We start from the raw sequence: 17055 nt of genomic DNA, 5'->3' as shown, positions 1-17055 counted from the left end.
CTTACACCACGATGTTGATCAACTTGCCGGGAACGACGATGACCTTCTTCGGCGTGCCCTCGATGAACTTCTGCACCGCCTCGTTGGCCAGCGCAGCCGCCTCGATGGCCGCCTTGTCGGCCGTCTTGGCGACGGTGACGCTGCCGCGCAGCTTACCGTTCACCTGGATCATCATCTCGATCTCGGCCTGTTCCAGCGCGGCCGGGTCCACCTGCGGCCAGGCCGCGTTCAGCAGATCGCCGGACACTTTGCCGTAGCCCAGTTCTTCCCACAGCACGTGGGTGATGTGCGGCGCGACCGGGTTGAGCAGACGCAGGAAGATCGAGAAGCCCTCGGCGATCAGGGCGTTCGATTCGGCGCTGTCGTCCAGCTTGGCCGACTCCATCGTGTTGAGCATCTTCATGCAGGCCGACACCACGGTGTTGTACTGGATGCGCTTCAGGTCGTAGTCGGCCTGCTGCAGGATCTTGTGCAGTTCGCGGCGCAGCGTCTTCTGCGGCTCGGTGGCCACCGGCGCGGCCGGCGCGGCCAGCGCGGAACCGATGCGGGCCGCCTGCGCGTAGCCATAGGCCCACACGCGGCGCAGGAAGCGGTTGGCGCCTTCCACGCCGCTGCCCGACCATTCCAGCGTCTGTTCCGGCGGCGAGGCGAACATGGTGAACAGGCGGGCCGTGTCGGCGCCGTACTGCTCGATCTGCGCTTGCGGGTCGATGCCGTTGTTCTTCGACTTGGACATCTTCTCGGTGCCGCCGATGTGCACCGGCTGGCCGTCCGCCGTCAGGGTCGCGCCTTGCGGGCGGCCCTTGTCGTCCAGCGTCAGGTCCACGTCGGCCGGGTTGAACCAGGTCTTCTTGCCCGCTTCATCCTCGCGGTAGTAGGTCTCGTTGAGCACCATGCCCTGGGTCAGCAGGTTGACGAACGGCTCGTCGAACTTGACCAGGCCGAAGTCGCGCATCACCTTGGTCCAGAAGCGCGCGTACAGCAGGTGCATGACGGCGTGTTCGATGCCGCCGATGTACTGGTCCATCGGCATCCAGTAGTCGTTGCGCGCGTCGACCATGGCGTCGTTCGAGCCGGGCGAGGTATAGCGCATGTAGTACCACGACGAGTCGACGAAGGTGTCCATGGTGTCCGTCTCGCGGCGAGCCGGCTTGCCGCACTTGGGGCAGTCGCACTTGAGGAAGGCTTCATGCTTGTTGAGCGGATTGCCGCTGCCGTCCGGCACGCAGTCTTCCGGCAGCACGACCGGCAGGTCTTTTTCCGGCACGGGCACGGAGCCGCAGTCGTCGCAGTGGATCATCGGGATCGGCGTGCCCCAGTAGCGTTGGCGCGACACGCCCCAGTCGCGCAGGCGGAACGTGATCTTCTTCTCGCCCAGGCCCTTCTCGGCCATGGCGGCGGCCACCGCTTCCACCGCGTCGGCGTAGTTCAGGCCATCGAACTGGGCCGAGTTGCAGACGATGGAGATGTCCTTGTCGCCATACCATTCCTGCCACGCGTCGGTCGAGAACTCCTTGCCCTCGGCGCGGATCACCTGCTTGATCGGCAGGTTGTACTTTTTGGCGAATGCGAAATCGCGCTCGTCGTGGGCCGGCACGCCCATCACGGCGCCGTCGCCGTAGGTCATCAGCACGTAGTTGCCGACCCAGACTTCCACCTGGGCGCCCGTCAGCGGATGGGTAACGAACAGGCCGGTCGGCATGCCCTTCTTCTCCATCGTCGCCATGTCGGCCTCGATCACGGAACCGAGCTTGCACTCGGCGTTGAAGGCGGCCAGCGCCGGGTTGGTCTGCGCGGCATGCACGGCCAGCGGGTGCTCGGCGGCCACGGCGCAGAAGGTCACGCCCATCACCGTGTCGGGACGGGTGGTGAACACGTACAGTTTGCCGTCGTTGATCAGCGCGCCGTCATCGCCCGCGATGGTGTGCGGGAAGGCGAAGCGCACGCCGGTCGACTTGCCGATCCAGTTGGTCTGCATGGTGCGCACGCGCTCGGGCCAGCCGGGCAGCTTGGTGTCCACGTATTCCAGCAGCTCGTCGGCGTAGTCGGTGATGCGGGCGTAGTACATCGGGATTTCGCGCTTCTCGATCAGCGCGCCCGAACGCCAGCCGCGGCCATCGACCACCTGCTCGTTGGCCAGCACGGTCTGGTCGATCGGATCCCAGTTCACGGTGCCGGTCTTCTTGTAGATGATGCCCTTTTCCAGCATCTTGAGGAACATCCACTGGTTCCACTTGTAGTATTCGGGTTTGCAGGCCGTCATCTCGCGCGACCAGTCGATGGCCAGGCCCATGGACTCCATCTGCTCGCGCATGTGGGCGATGTTGGAATAGGTCCACTGCGCGGGCGGCACGTTGTTGGCCATGGCCGCGTTCTCGGCCGGCATGCCGAAGGCGTCCCAGCCCATCGGCATGAGCACGTTGTAGCCGTTCATGCGCAGGTAGCGGTACATCACATCGTTGATCGTATAGTTGCGCACGTGACCCATGTGCAGCTTGCCCGAAGGGTAAGGCAGCATCGAGCAAGCGTAGTACTTACCCTTTGGGAAACGGGGGTCGTTTTCGACGGCTTTATAGGCGTCGATCGCCTTCCAGTGCGATTGGGCGGCTTTTTCGACGTCGGCGGGACTATATTTATCTTGCATGATGTGTGCGGCCAGAAGTGAATATGAACCGAACATTATACTGGTTCGCGACGGCGCTGAGGTTGCGGGCGCGGCCGGCGCCACTCTGGGACGCGGACGTGGCATGATGTGGTTTTCATAACGTGAGCAGGGAGACAACCATGATCAAGGGATTACGCACCGTGATCTACCCCACGCCCGACCTGGCCCGGGGCAAGAACTGGTACACGCAGGCGTTCGGCGTGGCCCCGTATTTCGACCAGCCGTTCTACGTGGGATTCGCCGTGGGCGGCTTTGAACTGGGCCTGGTGCCGGACGGCCAGCCCGGCCAGACGGGCGGCAAGGCTTACTGGGGCGTGGACGACATCGAAGCGGACGTGGCGCGCCTGCTCGCGCTGGGCGCCACCGTCCACGCGGCCGTGCAGGACGTGGGCGACGGCATCCGGGTGGCGGAACTGAACGACCCGTTCGGCAATGTGCTGGGCCTGATCCAGAACCCCCACTTCGATCCGCAAGCCGTGCGCTGAGCCGCGTCAGGCCGGGCCCGGTGCGGCCTTGGCCCGGCCTTGGTGCGGCCCTGATCCGGCCCTGATCCGGCCCTGATCCGGCGCGGCGCCGACCGTCAGGGCCGCAGCAGGATGGCGCCGGCGTTGGCGCCCGTCTCCAGCCGGCGCTGGGCCTCGGCCGCCTGCGCCAGCGGCAGCACCCCGGCCACTGTGGCCCGCAAGCCGCGCCCGAGCTGCGCCAGCGTCGCTTGGGCGCCTTCCCGGTAAAGCCGCTGGTCGGCCATCAAGCCGAACACGCTGGGCCGCGCCACAGCCACATTGCGGCCACCACCGAGCAGCGACAGGTCGAGCGGGACTTGCCCGCTCACCTGCCCCACGCTGGCGACCATGCCGAACGGACGCACCGCCTGCACGGTGTCCACCAGCGTCTGACCGCCGATGCCGTCGATCGCGTAATCCACGCCGCGCCCGCCCGTCAGCGCGCGCACGGCCTCCGGCACGGACTGCGCGCGGTAGTTGATGGCGTAATCGAGCCCGTGTTCGCGCGCCAGCGCGGCCTTGGCCTCGCTGCTGACGGTGCCGATCACCGTCGCCCCCAGCGCCTTGGCCCACTGCACCAGCACCAGCCCCAGGCCGCCGGCGGCCGCCTGCACCAGCACCGTGTCGCCGGCCTGCAGCGGCCGCACGTGCTGGAACAGCATGTGGGCCGTGATCCCGCGCAGCAGCAGCGCGGCCGCCGTGTCGTCGTCCACCGCGTCGGGCAGGGCGATGGCTTGCGCGGCCGGCAGGTTGCGCGCCGTGCTGTAGGCGCCGGCCGGCGGCCCCGCGTAGGCGATGCGCTGGCCGACGGCCAGGCCCTGCACGCCGGGGCCGAGCGCCTCCACCACGCCGGCCGCTTCCACGCCAAGCACACCCGGCAGGGCCGGCAGCGCATACAGGCCGGTGCGGTGGTAGATGTCGACGAAGTTGACGCCGATGGCCGTGTGGCGCACGCGGATCTCGCCCGCGCCCGGCGGCGGCAGCGTCGCGCTGCCATGTTCCAGCACGCTGGCGTCGCCATAGGCGTGGATCAGGATCTGGCCGGCCTTGTTGTTGATTGCCTTGTCCATGAAGTTCTCCTTGAAGTTGATGGGACGGAGTCAGGTTACACTGCGCATAAATCCACAACAATTCTCAAAAATCACCCAATGTCTGTGCAAAAACAATCAGCCGGCGCCTTGCAGTGGGACGACGTGCGGCATTTCCTGGAACTGGCGCGGCTGGGCAGCCTGTCGGCCGCCGCCCGCAAGCTGGACGTCGAGCATTCGACCGTGGCGCGCCGGGTGGAGGCACTGGAGCAGGCGCTGGCCGTGCGCCTGTTCGACCGCCTGCCGCGCGGCTGGACCCTGACGGCGGAAGGGGAAACGCTGGCGCACCAAGCCCGCAAGCTGGAGGACGAGGCGCTGGCCTTCGCCCGCGTGGCGCTGGGCGTGTCGTCGCTGCAGGGCACGGTGCGGCTGTCCGCGCCGCCCGCCATGGCCGCCCATTTCCTCGTGCCCCGGCTGGCCGCGCGGCGCCAGGACTGGCCCGGCATCGACCTGGAAGTGATGGCGGAGACGCGCGAGGTGAACCTGGCGCGCGGCGAAGCCGATCTGGCGCTGCGCCTGACGCGGCCCACCATGCCGGGGCTGGTGGTGCGCGCGCTGGGCAAACTGGGCATCGGCCTGTACGCCGCGCCCCACTATGCGCAGCGGGCGCCGGAACAATGGGAATTCCTCGGCTACGACGAGAGCCTGCGCCTGGTGCCGCACCAGCAATGGCTGGAAGGCGTGGCGGCCGGGCGCCGCTTCATCCTGCGCAGCAACGACTTGACGGCGCTGTGGCAGGCGGCGCGCGCGGGGCTGGGCGTGGCCGCCCTGCCCCACTTCATCGGCCGGGCCGACACGGGGCTGGTGGCGCTGGCCGCGCCCACCCAGCCCGCGCCGCGCGAGATCTGGCTGGTCATGCACCCGGACGTGCGGCGTTCGCCGCGCGTGCGCCTGGTGGCCGACATGATGGCCGCGCTGTTCGACGCCGAACGGGATCTGCTGGCCGGCGCGGTCTGAGCTTGACCCCGTGCAGCCATGCGCCGGGCATGATAATATACGCTTTGTATATAAAACGTATAAAGGCATGAATCCCCATGGGCATCGTCAAAATCTCCAGCCAGATGCATGAGAATCTGCGCATCGCCAGCGGCGCGTTGAGCCGCTCCATCAACGCGCAGGCCGAGCACTGGCTGCGCATCGGCCTGCTGGCCGAAACCAATCCGGACCTGCGCTACAGCGACATCTGCAACCTGCTGCTGCGCGCCGCGCAGGAAGGCGGCGTGACGCTGCCGCGCGAGCACGACGACGTGCACGACGCGGCGCTGGCCGCCGCCATGAAGGTACTGGGAGGCGCGCATGAACAAGCGTAAATCGCTGGCCATCCTGGTCAAGACGCCCGAGCAGATCGCGCAGGCGCGCGTGGCGGCGCAACTGGCGGCCGACGTGCTGACCATGATAGAACCGCACGTGCAGCCGGGCGTGAGCACGGCCCAACTGGACCGGCTGTGCAACGAATACATCGTCAAGGTGCAGCAAGCCATTCCCGCCAACGTCGGCTACAGCGGCTTTCCGGCCACCGTGTGCACCTCGGTCAACCAGGTGGTGTGCCATGGCATCCCGTCGGCCGACGAAGTGCTCAAGGACGGCGACATCATCAACATCGACGTGGCCGTGATCCGCGACGGCTGGCATGGCGACACCAGCCGCATGTACTACGTGGGCACGCCGTCAAAAAATGCCAAGCGGCTGGTGGATGTGACCTACAACGCGATGTGGGCCGGCATCCGCGCCGTGCGTCCCGGCGCCACGCTGGGCGACGTGGGCCATGCGATCCAGACGGTGGCCGAGAAGGCCGGCTTCTCCGTGGTGCGCGACTACTGCGGCCACGGCATCGGCCTGGTCTACCACGAGGATCCCGAAGTGCGCCACTACGGCAAGCCGGCCACCGGCATGCTGCTCAAGCCGGGCATGCTGTTCACCATCGAACCGATGATCAACGCCGGCCGCGCCTCGACCATGGAGCTGGACGACGGCTGGACCGTGGAGACGCGCGACGGCTCGCTGTCGGCGCAATGGGAGCACATGGTGGTGGTGACGGCCAGCGGCTACGAGGTGCTGACGCTGGCGCCGGGGGAACTGGCGGGCTGATTCAGGGTCAGCGCAGCACCAGCTTGAGGGCCGGCTTTTCGCCGTAGTCCTCGTAACGCTCGTTGATGCCGGCCACGCAGAACGTGATCTCCTCCAGGATGTCGGGCACTTGCGCGCCCATCGCGGCGGCGTCCGTGATGACCAGCTCCAGCACTTCGTTCGGCTTCAGGCGGAAGCGCGTCATGCCGTCCTCGTCGCGCAGGTAGCTGAGGCAATCGACCCAGGCGTCCATGGTGCCCGTGTAGCTGTCGGGGAAGCCCAGCGCGGCCTGGCAGGCCTGGTGGAACGTGGTGAAGTCGACGATCGCGGCGCCATTGATTTCTGCGGTGGCCATTATTTTTTCTCTTTCGGTGGTTCGGTGACGAAGCCCAGCTTGCTCAGGCCGGCCGTCTGGGCGGCGGCCATCACCTGGGCCACCACTTCGTAACGCGTGTTCTTGTCGGCCCGCAGCTGCAGCTCGGGCTGCGGGTCCAGTTTGCTCGCTTCGGCCAGACGCGCGTCCAGCGCCGTCTGCGCCACGGCCTCGTCGTTCCAGTAGACCTGGCCCTTGGCGTCGATCGCCAGCGACACGCTGGCCGCCTGCTGCGGATTGGCCTGCGCCTGCGCCTTGGGCAGATCGAGCTTGACGGCGTGCGTGAACATGGGCGCGCTGATGATGAAGATCACCAGCAGCACCAGCATCACGTCCACCATGGGCGTGACGTTGATGTCGGCCATCGGGCCCTGCTGGCGGTGGTGGTTGAATGAGCCAAAGGCCATCGCTACTCCCGGCGTGGTGTGCGGGGCCGGACGGGCCGGCCCGCTGTGATGGACGTTATGCGGATTCGCCCCGGGCCCGCTCGCCCGTCGTCAGGTAGGCGTGCAGGTCGAACGCGAACGCGTCCAGCTCGGCCAGCGTGAGGCGGTTGACCCGGTTAAATCCGTTATAGGCCAGCACGGCGGGAATCGCAACCGTGAGGCCGATGGCCGTCATGATCAGCGCCTCGCCCACGGGACCGGCCACCTTGTCGATCTGCACCGTGCCGGCCGTGGAGACGGCCGCCAGCGCATGGTAGATGCCCCACACGGTGCCCAGCAGGCCGACGAACGGCGCGGTGGAGCCGATCGAGGCCAGCAGCGTCAGCCCCGCCTCCAGCCGGGCCGTGACGCGCTGCACGGCCGCGCGCAGCACGCGCGTGACCTGCTCGGCGTGCCCCATCTCGGCGCCCAGCGACGGCCGTCCGGCCACCTTGAGCTGGGCCGCGCCCAGCTGCGCCAGCGGCGCGTACACCTGCTCGGGATCGGCCTCGGTCAGCGCGGCCACGCCGTCGTGCATGGTGGGCGCGTCCCAGAACGCCTGCACGGCCGGCGCCGCGCGGCGGATGCGCCAGGCCGCGTAACCCTTGGCCAGGATGCAGAACCAGCTGGCCAGCGACATGGCCAGCAGCAGGTAGGCCACGGCGTGGCTGACGGCGTCGCCCTGTTCCCAGTAGCGCGCCAGGTTGAAGCTGGTGTCGAGGTTGGGCGTCATCGGCGCGGCGGCTCCCCGGTCAGTCGTTGAGCGACAGCACGTCGTTCATGTCGTACAGGCCGGTGGCCTTGTCGGCCAGGAAGCGGGCCGCGCGCAGCGCGCCGTGGGCGTAGGTGACGCGGCTGCTGGACTTGTGGCTGATCTCGATGCGCTCGCCGGTGCCGGCGAACAGCACGGTGTGGTCGCCCACGATGTCGCCGCCGCGGATGGTGGCGAAACCGATCGAGGACGGGTCGCGCTCGCCCGTCACGCCTTCGCGCGCGTAGACGGCGCATTCCTTGAGGTCGCGGCCCAGCGCGTCGGCGATCACCTCGCCCATCTTCAGCGCGGTGCCGGACGGCGCATCGACCTTGTGGCGGTGGTGCGCCTCGATCACTTCGATGTCGTAGCCGACGGCCAGCGCCTTGGCGGCCTGCTGCAGCAGCTTGAGCGTGACGTTCACGCCCACGCTCATGTTGGGCGCGAACACGATGGCGGTCTTCTTGGCGGCGGCGGCGATGGCGGCCTTGCCGGCCTCGTCGAAGCCGGTGGTGCCGATGATCATCTTGATGCCATGCTCGGCGCAGTAGGCCAGGTGGGCCAGCGTGCCTTCCGGGCGGGTGAAGTCGATCAGGAACTGGGCGCCGGCCAGGCCCTTGGCCAGGTCCGATTCGATCGCCACGCCGCTGGTCTGGCCCAGGAAGGCGGCCGCGTCGCCGCCCAGGCCGGGCGAACCGGCGCGGTCGAGCGCGCCGGCCAGGCGGGCGTCCGGCGTTTGCAGGATGGTTTCGATCAGGATGTGGCCCATGCGGCCGCCGGCGCCGGCGATGGCGATATTCAATGGATTCATGCTCTGTGCTCTGTCAGTGAAAACGGTTCAATTACTGCTTGGTGGCCGGCGGGTCTTCTTTGATGACGGGGGCCGGGCCGGCGATGCGGGCGATGTATTCCTTCTCGGTCGGCAGATGGCCGCCCTCATAGTGGTCGACCTTGCCATCCTTGAAGAACACGGTCACGCGGCTGGTGGTGATCTCGCCGTTGCCCTTGGCCAGGCGGAACGGGTAGTCCCAGCGGTCGGCGTGGAAGATGTCGGCCGCCAGCGAGGTGCCGAAGATGAAGCGCACCTGCTCGCGCGTCATGCCGATTTTCAATTGCGCCAACATTTCTTCCGAGACAAAGTTACCCTGCTGGATGTCGGGGCGGTACGGCGAGAAGAACCACATGAACTTCTGGAACTTGGTGATGGTGGTGGTCTGCGCGCCATCGGCCGCCACGGGGGCGCTCTCGTGCTTGGCATCGCTCAGTTTTTCGCCCAGCGCGCTGCGGGTGGCGCAGCCGGAGGTGGCCAGCGCGACGCAAACGGCGGCCGCCAGCAGGGGCGCGCGGCGTGAAATTCGGTGCAACAAAGACTGCGATAAAGCCTGGGTGACGCGCATAAGTGTCCTCAATTGAATTGAGCGGAAGTGCCAAAACGCTATATCATAAAGCACATGACCCACATCCGAGTAACAAACATGAGTAACAATCCTACCGACCTCAAGGCCAGCGGCCTGAAAGCCACCCTGCCCCGCCTTAAGATCCTGGATATTTTTCAAAGCAGCCCGGTACGCCATCTGACGGCCGAAGATGTCTATAAAATATTACTGGCTGACAACATGGATGTGGGCCTGGCCACCGTCTACCGCGTGCTGACGCAGTTCGAGCAGGCCGGTCTGCTCAACCGCAACCATTTCGAGACGGGCAAGGCCATTTTCGAGCTGAACGAAGGTTCGCACCACGACCACCTCGTATGCCTGGACTGCGGCCGGGTGGAAGAGTTCTTCGACGACGAGATCGAGCAGCGCCAGCAGAAGATCGCCGAGGAGCGCGGCTTCAAGATCGCCGAGCACGCGCTGGCCATCTACGGCAACTGCGTCAAGACGGCCTGCCCGCACAAGCACTAACGGGAACTCGGACCCACCCCCATCGTCATTCCCGCGCACGCGGGAATCCATAGGTCGCGTGCTCAGACGCTCGGTATGGGTTCCCGCCTGCGCGGGAACGACGTTTTAGCGCCCTGTCCTATTCTTCAATGGTGGCTGAGCGCGTTCGACAGCAGCTTGGCCGTGATGTCCACGATCGGAATCACGCGCTCGTAGGCCATGCGGGTGGGGCCGATCACACCGAGCGTGCCGACGATCTTGCCGTTGGCCATGTACGGCGCCGTCACCACGCTCATCTCGTCCATCGGCACCAGGTTCGATTCGCCGCCGATGTAGATCTGCACGCCGCTGGCCTTGCTCGACACGTCGAGCAATTGCATCAGCCCCGTCTTCTGCTCGAACATGTCGAACATCTGGCGCAGCGACGTCATGTTCGACGACAGGTCGCTCACCGACAGCAGGTTGCGCTCGCCGGCGATCACCATGTCGTCCGAATCGTCGGCCATCGCTTCGCTGCCCGCCTCCACGGCCGCCTGCATCAGCCGGCCCATGTCGTCGCGCAGCTGGCGCAGCTCGCCCTGCAGCCGGTGGTGCACCTCGTCGAACGCCAGCCCGCCGTAGTTCTGGTTGATGTAGTTGGCCGACTGGGTCAGCTGGGCCGGCGTGTAGTCCACGTCCGTCAGCAGCAGCCGGTTCTGCACGTCGCCCGTGGGGCCGACGATCACCAGCAGGATGCGCTTTTCCGACAGGCGCAGGAATTCGATCTGCTGGAACACCGATTCGCGCCGCGGGCTCAGCACCACGCCGGCGAACTGCGACAGCGACGACAGCATCTGGGCCGCGTTGGTGATCATCTTCTGCGGCTGCGGCGCCTGCAGGCGCATGCGCGCCTCCACGGCGTGCTCGTCGAGCTGCTGCACGGTCAGCAGCGTGTCGACGAAGATGCGGTAGCCGCGCGGCGTGGGCACGCGTCCGGCCGAGGTGTGGGGGCTGGCCACGTACCCGAGCTCCTCCAGGTCGGCCATGATGTTGCGGATGGTGGCCGGCGACAGGTCGAGGCCGGAGATCTTGGACAGCGCTCGCGAACCGACCGGCTGGCCATCGGCGATGTAACGCTCGATCAGGGCTTTGAGCAGGGTTTGGGCGCGGGTATCGAGTTGCATATTTCTCTATGCCGGCGCGGGCCGGCCACAAGCTGGGTCACCCGCTTATTATGCACGCTCGCGGCGTGCTTGCGCCATCATTCGGCGGCAAGTTGGTCAAGCAGCCACGTTTCCAATTCGTCCAGCGTGGCGCAGATGGCGTCGGGCGCCACGCCCAGTTCCTCGTGCGCGCGGCTGCCGCCACGGTTGAGCCACACGGCCCGCATCCCGGCCTGCTGGGCGCCGATCACGTCGAGTTTGAGGTCATCGCCCACGTAGACGGCCGCCTCGGGCGCCACGCCCAGCGCCGCGCAGCCGGCCAGGAAAATGGACGGGTCGGGCTTGGCGCGGCCGAACTGCGGCGCGGCCAGCGTGGCCTCGAAATGATGGGCCAGGCCGATCGCCTGCAGGTCCGCGTTGCCGTTGGTGATGGTGCCCAGCCGCCAGCGCGCGCGCAGGCGGGCCAGCGCCGGCAGCACGTCGTCGTAGGGCGTGACGGCGTTGCGGGCGCCGAGGAAGGTGCGGATGGCGCCGTCGATGTGGCGCACGTCGGCGCCGGCCAGCGCGAACGCTTCCTCCAGCCCCACCCGGCGCAGCTGGGCCAGATCGACGATCAGTTCCGGGCGCCGCGCCAGCAGGGCCATGCGGCGCTCGCGCAGCTCGGCGATCGAGAATTGCCGGGCCACGGCCGGCGCGTGCTCGTCCAGCCAGGCGTGCAGCACCAGCTCGGCCTGCGCGATCACGGGCGCGATCGGCCACAGGGTGTCGTCGAGGTCGAACAGCAGGGCTTGCGGGCGGATGACGGGCATGGCGCGACAGTGATGATGAGGAAGGCCGTATTGTCGCACCAATCGCCGCGCCGGGCAGGCGTGGTAAATTTGCGCCACCATCACTCAGGAGTTGCCGTGCCGTCCACCCTATTCCGCCGTCTGGCCGCGCTGGCCGCCCCGCTGCTGCTGGCCGCCTGCGCCGCCGTACCGCCCACGGGCGACGGCGCGCCGTTCACATCGTACGTCGTGCTGGGCGAGGATGGCGCGGCCATCGCGCGCGTGCTCACGCAGGCGCCGGCCTGCCCCGCCATCGTGCTCGACGGCGCGGCCCGCCCGATGGCGCTGCGCGCCGCGCCGGCCACCGTCGCCCAGCGTCCCACCGCGTCGCCGCCGGCATTGTCCAAGCCGTCCGTGTTCGACGTGCGCGTGTGCGAGGCGGCGCTGCCGGCCGGGCTGGCCAGCGCCAGCGTGCTGGGCCGGCCGCTGCCGCTGCCGCGCGCCGACCCGCGCCGCATCGTGGTGCTGGGCGACACCGGCTGCCGCCTGCTCAAGAAGGAGGACAGCTTCCAGGCCTGCAACGACATGGCCCACTATCCGTTCGCGACCGTGGCCGCCGCCGCCGCCGCGTGGCGGCCCGACCTGGTGATCCACGTGGGCGACTTCCACTACCGCGAGAACCCGTGCCCGGCCGGCGACCAAGGCTGCGCCGGCAGCCCGTGGGGCTATGGCTGGGATGCCTGGCGGGCCGACCTGTTCCAGCCCGGCGCCGCGCTGCTGCAGGCGGCGCCGTGGGTGGTGGCGCGCGGCAACCACGAAAGCTGCCTGCGGGCCGGCCAGGGCTGGTGGCGCTTCCTCGATCCGCGCCCGCTGCTGCCGGGCCGCGATTGCGACGCGGCGGCCAACGACGACCAGGGCGACTACAGCGATCCCTACGCCGTGCCGCTGGGCTGGGACAGCCAGCTGCTGGTGTTCGACACGGCCAGCACCACGTGGCGCGGCTTCAGACCGGGCGACGCGGGCCTGGCCCATTACCAGGACGGCTACCGCAAGCTGGAGGCGCTGGCGCGCCGCGCCCGCCACACGATGGTCGTGGAGCACCATCCGCTGCTGGGCATCGGCGCGGACTTGAAGGATGGCGGCAAGCGCCGCCTGCTACTGGGCGACGCGGGCCTGATCCAGAGCTTCGGCGGCATCAATCCGCGCCTGCTGCCCGACAACGTGGAGCTGATGCTGTCGGGCCACGTGCACCTGTGGCAGCAGGTCAGCTTCAGCAGCGGCCATCCGGGCCAGTTCATCTCCGGCTTCTCCGGCACGGCCGAGGACATCGTGCCTATCCCCGACCCGCTGCCGCCCGGCACCAGCCCGGCGCCGGGCGCCGTCATCGAGCAGCTCAGCGCGTGGATAGACGGTTTCGGCTTCATGACCATGGAGCGGCGCGGCCCCGATAGCTGGGAGGTCCAGGTGCACGACCTGCACGGCGCCGTGCGCAACACCTGCCAGGTGCGGGGCAAGCGGTCCGTGTGCGAGCGCACGCGCGTGCGGTGACGCGCACCGGCCGGCGGCCGGCCGGACCGGACACAGGCTGTTACAAGGGTTTGCCCGCCGCTGTTACCAAATGCACTAAAATATGGCCCGCGCGTGTAGTATGCGCACTGCGATGCGCATGCCGCCCCGGCCCCTATTCGATTTGGAGAGTGTGTTTATGAAAAGTTTGTATCTGCGTGCCGGCCTGGCCGTGCTGTGCGGCGCCACCCTGGCCGGCTGCGGCGGCGGCTCCGGCAGCCTGCAACTGGGCGGCACCATCGTGGGCCTGAACAAACCGGGCCTGGTGCTGATGAACGGCGCATCGACGGTCACCGTCACGTCGGACAACTACGCCTCCTTCGTCTTCCCCGACCTCGTGGCCAACGACGCCTCGTTCGACATCGAGATCAAGCAGCAACCGGATCCCGCGCTGGCCACCTGCGACACCGCCATCCAGTACAACAAGGGCAAGGCCAACATCTACACCGTGCGCCAGGCCATCGTGACCTGCCACACCACCACCTACCCGCTGGGCGGCACCGTGCACGGCCTGGTCGGCAAGGGCCTGGTGCTTGCCAACGGCAGCCAGACCGTGCCGGTGTCCGCACCGGCCACGGCGGGCGCCGACGTCAGCTTCGTGTTCACCACGGAAGTGCCGAACGGCAGCAACTATGGCGTGACCGTGCTGGCCCAGCCGACCGACGACAATGGCAATCCCACCGTCAAGTGCGTGGTCGACAGCGCGGCCGGCGTGATGCCTGCGGCCAAGAGCGACCAATTGCTGTCCGTCAGCTGCAGCAAATAACTATTTGGAGAACCCCATGAAAGTATCGACCCTGCGCGCCACTGCGGCGCTGGCCCTGGCCCTGGTGCTGGCTGGCTGCGGCGGCAAGGCCATGTTCGACGTGGCCGGCGTGATCAGCCCGGCCGGCCCGCTGACCAATTCCGGCCTGGTGCTGGCCAACGGCACCGACACCCTGGCCGTGCCGGCCGGCGCCACCACCTTCACCTTCGCGCGCCGCGCCGCCTACGGCGATGATTACAACGTGGTGCAGCAGACCCCGCCCGACCACATGAGCTGCCAGGTGTTCAACGGCAGCGGTTCGGCCGGCCACACCAGCTCCATCGTGGTGACCGTGCAGTGCACCCAGAACAGCTACCTGCTGAGCGGCAGCGTCGTCGGCCTCAAGAGCACCGGCACCGGCCTGGTGCTGATCAACGGCGGCGGCGCCACGGTCGGCCCCGTCACGCCCGGCACCGACCCCACGGTCAACGTCGGCTTCCAGCTCGGCGACGTGTACGACGGCAGCGCCTACGGCGTGACCGTGCTGACCCAGCCGGTCGGCCAGACCTGCACCGTGGCCAACGGCACCGGCGTCATGCACGACAAGCCCATCAGCAACGTGCTGGTGACGTGCATCTGATGCGCATACGACCATCAGATATACGTTTTTAGAATAGTGGATATTGGAAAGATAAATTTGCTTTATATGCCGCGCCGCAGCATACTGCACCTGTCTCCTCCAACTCCCTAAGAAGAATTGGATTTAGCCCGCTCTGATGAGCGGGCTTTTTTTTGTCTGGACGGAGAACAAAACCGGGGTCAGGTCATGAAGCGAAGCAAGTTGCTTCGCTTCATGACCTGACCCCGGTTTTTTTGCTGGAGCGCTCAGGCCGGCGCCACGGCCGGCAGCGTCAGCGTGACGGCCACGCCGGCCCCCACGGCGCTGCGGATGCGGATCTCGCCCTTGAGCGTGCCATGCGCCAGGTTGTGGACGATGAACATGCCCAGGCCGGAACCGCCCTGCCCCAGCCGCGTCGTATAGAACGGCTCGAACACCTTGTGCTGCAGCTCGGGCGCGATGCCGACCCCGTTGTCGCAGTATTCGAGTTCCACCTTGTCGCCCCGCTGGCACCCGTCGATCACGATCTCGCCGCCCTTGCCGTCGAAGCCGTGGACGATGGAATTGCTGATCAGATTGCTGATGATCTGCTCCAGCGCGCCCGGATAACTGTCCATCCGTATGCCGTCGGGGATGCGCACCACGGTGCGCACCTGGGCGTGGCGCAAGCTCGTGCCCAGACTGTTGAGGATGTCGTTGACGGTGGCGCGCACGTCGAACTGGCGCCGGCGGGCGCTGGTCTGGTCCACGGCCACGGCCTTGAAACTCTCGATCAGCTCGCTGGCGCGCGAGGCGCTGCGCAGCAGCAGCGCGCCCGCTTCGCGGAAGTCCGCCACGGCCTGGGTCAGCACGGTGCGCGTGAGCTGGCCGCCCTGCACGGTCTGGGCGAACGCGCCGCAGCGCTCGTCGAGCGCGGTGGCCACCAGCATGATGTTGCCGAGCGGCGTGTTCAGCTCGTGGGCCACGCCGGCCACGATGCCGCCCAGCGAGGCCAGCTTCTCCGACTCCACGATCTGTTCCATGGCGCGCCGCAAGTCGCGCGTGCGGTCGTCGATGCGCTGTTCGAGTTCCTCGTTCAACTGGCGCAAGGTCTGCTCGGCGGCGCGGCGCGCGCGCACCTCCTCGCCCAGCTCGCGCGCCAGCGCCGACAGCTCGGCCGTGCGCTCGGCCACCAGCGCCTCCTGGTGGCGCCGGTGCCGGTACAGTTCGCAGAACACGGTGACCTTGCTGCGCAGGACCAGCGGCTCGATGGGCTTGATCAGGTAGTCGACGGCGCCCAGCTCGTAGCCGGCGAACTGGTGCGGCGGTTCCGTCATGCCGGCCGTGACGAACACGATCGGCAACTGGCGCGTCTTGGGATTGGCGCGCAGCAGGGCGGCCGTCTCCAGGCCATCCATGTCGGGCATCTGCACGTCCAGCAGCACCAGCGCGAACTCGTGGCGCAGGCTCAGGCGCAGCGCTTCGTTGCCCGACTCGGCGCTCACCAGCTCCAGCGTCAGCCCGAAGTCGTCCAGCAGGGCCGCCAGCGCGGCCAGGTTCTCGCGCCGGTCGTCCACCAGCAGCACCGGCACCGGCACGGCGGCGCCGCCGCCAACGCCGTTGGTGTCCGCCTGGGCGCGCACGGCGGCGCTACACATAGCGCTTCCGGTAGATGCGCAGGCCCGGCGCCAGCGTCTCGTAGCGGGGCGCGACGGCGCGTCCGTCCAGCCCCTCCTTCATGCCCAGGCACAGGAAACCGCCCGGCTGCAGGCAGCCGTCGAACAACGCCAGGCAGCGTTCCTTGAGGGCGGCCTGGAAGTAGATCATCACGTTACGGCAGATGACCATGTGCATCTCCCCGATATCGGTGTCCGTCACCAGGTTATGCTGGGCGAACACCAGGTTTTCCTTCAACGCAGACATGACGATAGCATGCTCGTAGCGCGCCGTGTAGTAATCGGCGAATTGCGCCGTGCCGCCACTGAGCTGGTAGTTGCGGGTGAAGGCCCGCACCTGGCGCAGCGGATAGATGCCGTCGCGCGCCTGCTGCAGCACCGTTTCGCTCAGGTCCGTCGCATACAGCCGGTAGCGGCCGCGCATGCCCGCCTCGTGCAGCAGGATGGCCAGCGCGTACACCTCCTCGCCGCTGGCGCAGCCGGCCAGCCAGATCTTGACGAACGGGTAGGTCTGCAGAAAAGGCAGCACCTGGCGCCGCAGGGCCAGGAAGAACGGCGGGTCGCGGAACATGTCGGTCACGTGCACCGTGATCCCCTGCAGCAGCGACGCGAACAGGGCCGGCTCGCGCAGCAGCCGTTCCTGGGCCCGCGAGAAGGTGGCGCAACCGGAGCCGGCCAGCCAGAGCCGCAGGCGGCGCTTGAGCGACGACGGCGCGTACTGGCGGAAGTCGTGGCCGTACACTCGCCGCACGCCCTCCAGCAGCAGGGCGATTTCCACATCCTCGACCGGGTCCGCGTGCATGGCG

The 17055-nt window shown here is 67.8% G+C and carries 19 protein-coding genes; 8 read left to right on the top strand and 11 right to left on the bottom strand.

What is annotated here, in order from left to right:
* Position 1: 1 nt before the first annotated feature.
* The gene (leuS, locus tag AC1RQG_RS13725) at positions 2 to 2644 is read right to left on the bottom strand and encodes a leucine--tRNA ligase (protein ID WP_493132196.1); all 2643 of its coding nucleotides are present in this window, start codon (positions 2642 to 2644) and stop codon (positions 2 to 4) included.
* A 140-nt stretch (positions 2645 to 2784) separates the two neighbouring features.
* On the opposite strand from leuS, the gene AC1RQG_RS13720 reads away from it, so the two are divergent.
* Complete coding sequence (locus AC1RQG_RS13720) at positions 2785 to 3150, top strand: VOC family protein (RefSeq protein ID WP_493132194.1); 366 nt, start codon at positions 2785 to 2787, stop codon at positions 3148 to 3150.
* 95 nt (positions 3151 to 3245) lie between these two features.
* Here AC1RQG_RS13720 and AC1RQG_RS13715 read toward each other — a convergent pair whose 3' ends face one another.
* Positions 3246 to 4238 carry a quinone oxidoreductase family protein gene (locus AC1RQG_RS13715; RefSeq protein ID WP_493132192.1) on the bottom strand — a complete coding sequence of 331 codons (993 nt, stop codon included), beginning with the start codon at positions 4236 to 4238 and terminating at the stop codon, positions 3246 to 3248.
* A gap of 78 nt (positions 4239 to 4316) precedes the next feature.
* Here AC1RQG_RS13715 and AC1RQG_RS13710 point away from each other — a divergent pair, with 78 nt between their 5' ends.
* From AC1RQG_RS13710 to map, 3 genes are all read left to right on the top strand, one after another.
* Positions 4317 to 5213 (top strand): LysR family transcriptional regulator, encoded by an 897-nt coding sequence (locus AC1RQG_RS13710; protein WP_493132190.1) that lies wholly within the window; start codon positions 4317 to 4319, stop codon positions 5211 to 5213.
* Between the two features lie 77 nt (positions 5214 to 5290).
* Positions 5291 to 5566: a ParD-like family protein gene (locus AC1RQG_RS13705; protein WP_493132188.1), complete on the top strand. Its 276-nt coding sequence runs from the start codon at positions 5291 to 5293 to the stop codon at positions 5564 to 5566.
* Entirely contained in the window at positions 5553 to 6344 is a 792-nt protein-coding gene (map, locus tag AC1RQG_RS13700) for a type I methionyl aminopeptidase (protein WP_493132186.1), read from the top strand. The genes AC1RQG_RS13705 and map overlap by 14 nt, the downstream gene beginning before the upstream one ends.
* Before the next feature lie 7 nt (positions 6345 to 6351).
* Here the strand turns inward: map and AC1RQG_RS13695 are convergent, their stop codons facing one another.
* Genes AC1RQG_RS13695 through AC1RQG_RS13675 form a run of 5 tightly spaced genes read right to left on the bottom strand, consistent with a single transcriptional unit; the run spans position 6352 to position 9236 of the window.
* A complete protein-coding gene (locus tag AC1RQG_RS13695) occupies positions 6352 to 6678 on the bottom strand; it encodes a barstar family protein (protein WP_493132184.1) in 327 nt (108 codons plus the stop codon).
* Entirely contained in the window at positions 6678 to 7103 is a 426-nt protein-coding gene (locus tag AC1RQG_RS13690) for an ExbD/TolR family protein (protein WP_493132182.1), read from the bottom strand. Before AC1RQG_RS13690 ends, AC1RQG_RS13695 begins: the two co-directional genes overlap by 1 nt.
* A 55-nt stretch (positions 7104 to 7158) precedes the next feature.
* Positions 7159 to 7854 (bottom strand): MotA/TolQ/ExbB proton channel family protein, encoded by a 696-nt coding sequence (locus AC1RQG_RS13685; RefSeq protein WP_493132180.1) that lies wholly within the window; start codon positions 7852 to 7854, stop codon positions 7159 to 7161.
* Positions 7855 to 7873: 19 nt separating this feature from the next.
* The gene (gene dapB / locus AC1RQG_RS13680; protein ID WP_493132178.1) at positions 7874 to 8683 is read right to left on the bottom strand and encodes a 4-hydroxy-tetrahydrodipicolinate reductase; all 810 of its coding nucleotides are present in this window, start codon (positions 8681 to 8683) and stop codon (positions 7874 to 7876) included.
* A 31-nt stretch (positions 8684 to 8714) separates the two neighbouring features.
* On the bottom strand, positions 8715 to 9236 hold the full coding sequence (locus AC1RQG_RS13675) for an outer membrane protein assembly factor BamE (RefSeq protein ID WP_493132176.1): 522 nt from the start codon (positions 9234 to 9236) through the stop codon (positions 8715 to 8717).
* Between the two features lie 111 nt (positions 9237 to 9347).
* Here AC1RQG_RS13675 and fur point away from each other — a divergent pair, with 111 nt between their 5' ends.
* Positions 9348 to 9776, top strand: coding sequence for a ferric iron uptake transcriptional regulator (fur, locus tag AC1RQG_RS13670; protein ID WP_182219427.1), 429 nt, complete (start codon positions 9348 to 9350; stop codon positions 9774 to 9776).
* Positions 9777 to 9901: 125 nt separating this feature from the next.
* Here fur and hrcA read toward each other — a convergent pair whose 3' ends face one another.
* Both hrcA and AC1RQG_RS13660 read right to left on the bottom strand, forming a co-directional pair.
* Positions 9902 to 10918 (bottom strand): heat-inducible transcriptional repressor HrcA, encoded by a 1017-nt coding sequence (gene hrcA, locus AC1RQG_RS13665; protein ID WP_493132174.1) that lies wholly within the window; start codon positions 10916 to 10918, stop codon positions 9902 to 9904.
* A gap of 77 nt (positions 10919 to 10995) precedes the next feature.
* Positions 10996 to 11706, bottom strand: a complete 711-nt coding sequence (locus tag AC1RQG_RS13660; protein WP_493132171.1) for an HAD family hydrolase — start codon at positions 11704 to 11706, stop codon at positions 10996 to 10998.
* 96 nt (positions 11707 to 11802) lie between these two features.
* Here AC1RQG_RS13660 and AC1RQG_RS13655 point away from each other — a divergent pair, with 96 nt between their 5' ends.
* The 3 genes from AC1RQG_RS13655 (at position 11803) to AC1RQG_RS13645 (ending at position 14615) form a co-directional block, all read left to right on the top strand.
* Positions 11803 to 13212, top strand: a complete 1410-nt coding sequence (locus AC1RQG_RS13655) for a metallophosphoesterase family protein (protein ID WP_493132169.1) — start codon at positions 11803 to 11805, stop codon at positions 13210 to 13212.
* Between the two features lie 157 nt (positions 13213 to 13369).
* A complete protein-coding gene (locus AC1RQG_RS13650) occupies positions 13370 to 13996 on the top strand; it encodes a hypothetical protein (RefSeq protein WP_493132167.1) in 627 nt (208 codons plus the stop codon).
* Positions 13997 to 14012: 16 nt separating this feature from the next.
* Complete coding sequence (locus AC1RQG_RS13645) at positions 14013 to 14615, top strand: hypothetical protein (RefSeq protein ID WP_493132165.1); 603 nt, start codon at positions 14013 to 14015, stop codon at positions 14613 to 14615.
* A gap of 245 nt (positions 14616 to 14860) precedes the next feature.
* On the opposite strand, the gene AC1RQG_RS13640 is transcribed toward AC1RQG_RS13645, so the two are convergent.
* A complete protein-coding gene (locus tag AC1RQG_RS13640; protein ID WP_493132163.1) occupies positions 14861 to 16231 on the bottom strand; it encodes an ATP-binding protein in 1371 nt (456 codons plus the stop codon).
* Positions 16224 to 17051, bottom strand: coding sequence for a CheR family methyltransferase (locus AC1RQG_RS13635; protein ID WP_493132161.1), 828 nt, complete (start codon positions 17049 to 17051; stop codon positions 16224 to 16226). The genes AC1RQG_RS13640 and AC1RQG_RS13635 overlap by 8 nt, the downstream gene beginning before the upstream one ends.
* Positions 17052 to 17055: the final 4 nt, after the last annotated feature.

The organism is Rugamonas sp. GW822-FHT03B10 (assembly GCF_058801745.1).
Note: the sequence above shows the minus strand (reverse complement) of the source record. Positions and strands in the feature narration are given on the sequence as shown.

What these genes read in the sequence shown, in the direction of transcription:
- leuS (WP_493132196.1), bottom strand. Translation starts at nt 2,644, where the DNA reads ATGCAAGATAAATATAGTCCCGCCGACGTCGAAAAAGCCGCCCAATCG.
- AC1RQG_RS13720 (WP_493132194.1), top strand. Translation starts at nt 2,785, where the DNA reads ATGATCAAGGGATTACGCACCGTGATCTACCCCACGCCCGACCTGGCC.
- AC1RQG_RS13715 (WP_493132192.1), bottom strand. Translation starts at nt 4,238, where the DNA reads ATGGACAAGGCAATCAACAACAAGGCCGGCCAGATCCTGATCCACGCC.
- AC1RQG_RS13710 (WP_493132190.1), top strand. Translation starts at nt 4,317, where the DNA reads ATGTCTGTGCAAAAACAATCAGCCGGCGCCTTGCAGTGGGACGACGTG.
- AC1RQG_RS13705 (WP_493132188.1), top strand. Translation starts at nt 5,291, where the DNA reads ATGGGCATCGTCAAAATCTCCAGCCAGATGCATGAGAATCTGCGCATC.
- map (WP_493132186.1), top strand. Translation starts at nt 5,553, where the DNA reads ATGAACAAGCGTAAATCGCTGGCCATCCTGGTCAAGACGCCCGAGCAG.
- AC1RQG_RS13695 (WP_493132184.1), bottom strand. Translation starts at nt 6,678, where the DNA reads ATGGCCACCGCAGAAATCAATGGCGCCGCGATCGTCGACTTCACCACG.
- AC1RQG_RS13690 (WP_493132182.1), bottom strand. Translation starts at nt 7,103, where the DNA reads ATGGCCTTTGGCTCATTCAACCACCACCGCCAGCAGGGCCCGATGGCC.
- AC1RQG_RS13685 (WP_493132180.1), bottom strand. Translation starts at nt 7,854, where the DNA reads ATGACGCCCAACCTCGACACCAGCTTCAACCTGGCGCGCTACTGGGAA.
- dapB (WP_493132178.1), bottom strand. Translation starts at nt 8,683, where the DNA reads ATGAATCCATTGAATATCGCCATCGCCGGCGCCGGCGGCCGCATGGGC.
- fur (WP_182219427.1), top strand. Translation starts at nt 9,348, where the DNA reads ATGAGTAACAATCCTACCGACCTCAAGGCCAGCGGCCTGAAAGCCACC.
- hrcA (WP_493132174.1), bottom strand. Translation starts at nt 10,918, where the DNA reads ATGCAACTCGATACCCGCGCCCAAACCCTGCTCAAAGCCCTGATCGAG.
- AC1RQG_RS13660 (WP_493132171.1), bottom strand. Translation starts at nt 11,706, where the DNA reads ATGCCCGTCATCCGCCCGCAAGCCCTGCTGTTCGACCTCGACGACACC.
- AC1RQG_RS13650 (WP_493132167.1), top strand. Translation starts at nt 13,370, where the DNA reads ATGAAAAGTTTGTATCTGCGTGCCGGCCTGGCCGTGCTGTGCGGCGCC.
- AC1RQG_RS13645 (WP_493132165.1), top strand. Translation starts at nt 14,013, where the DNA reads ATGAAAGTATCGACCCTGCGCGCCACTGCGGCGCTGGCCCTGGCCCTG.
- AC1RQG_RS13640 (WP_493132163.1), bottom strand. Translation starts at nt 16,231, where the DNA reads ATGTGTAGCGCCGCCGTGCGCGCCCAGGCGGACACCAACGGCGTTGGC.
- AC1RQG_RS13635 (WP_493132161.1), bottom strand. Translation starts at nt 17,051, where the DNA reads ATGCACGCGGACCCGGTCGAGGATGTGGAAATCGCCCTGCTGCTGGAG.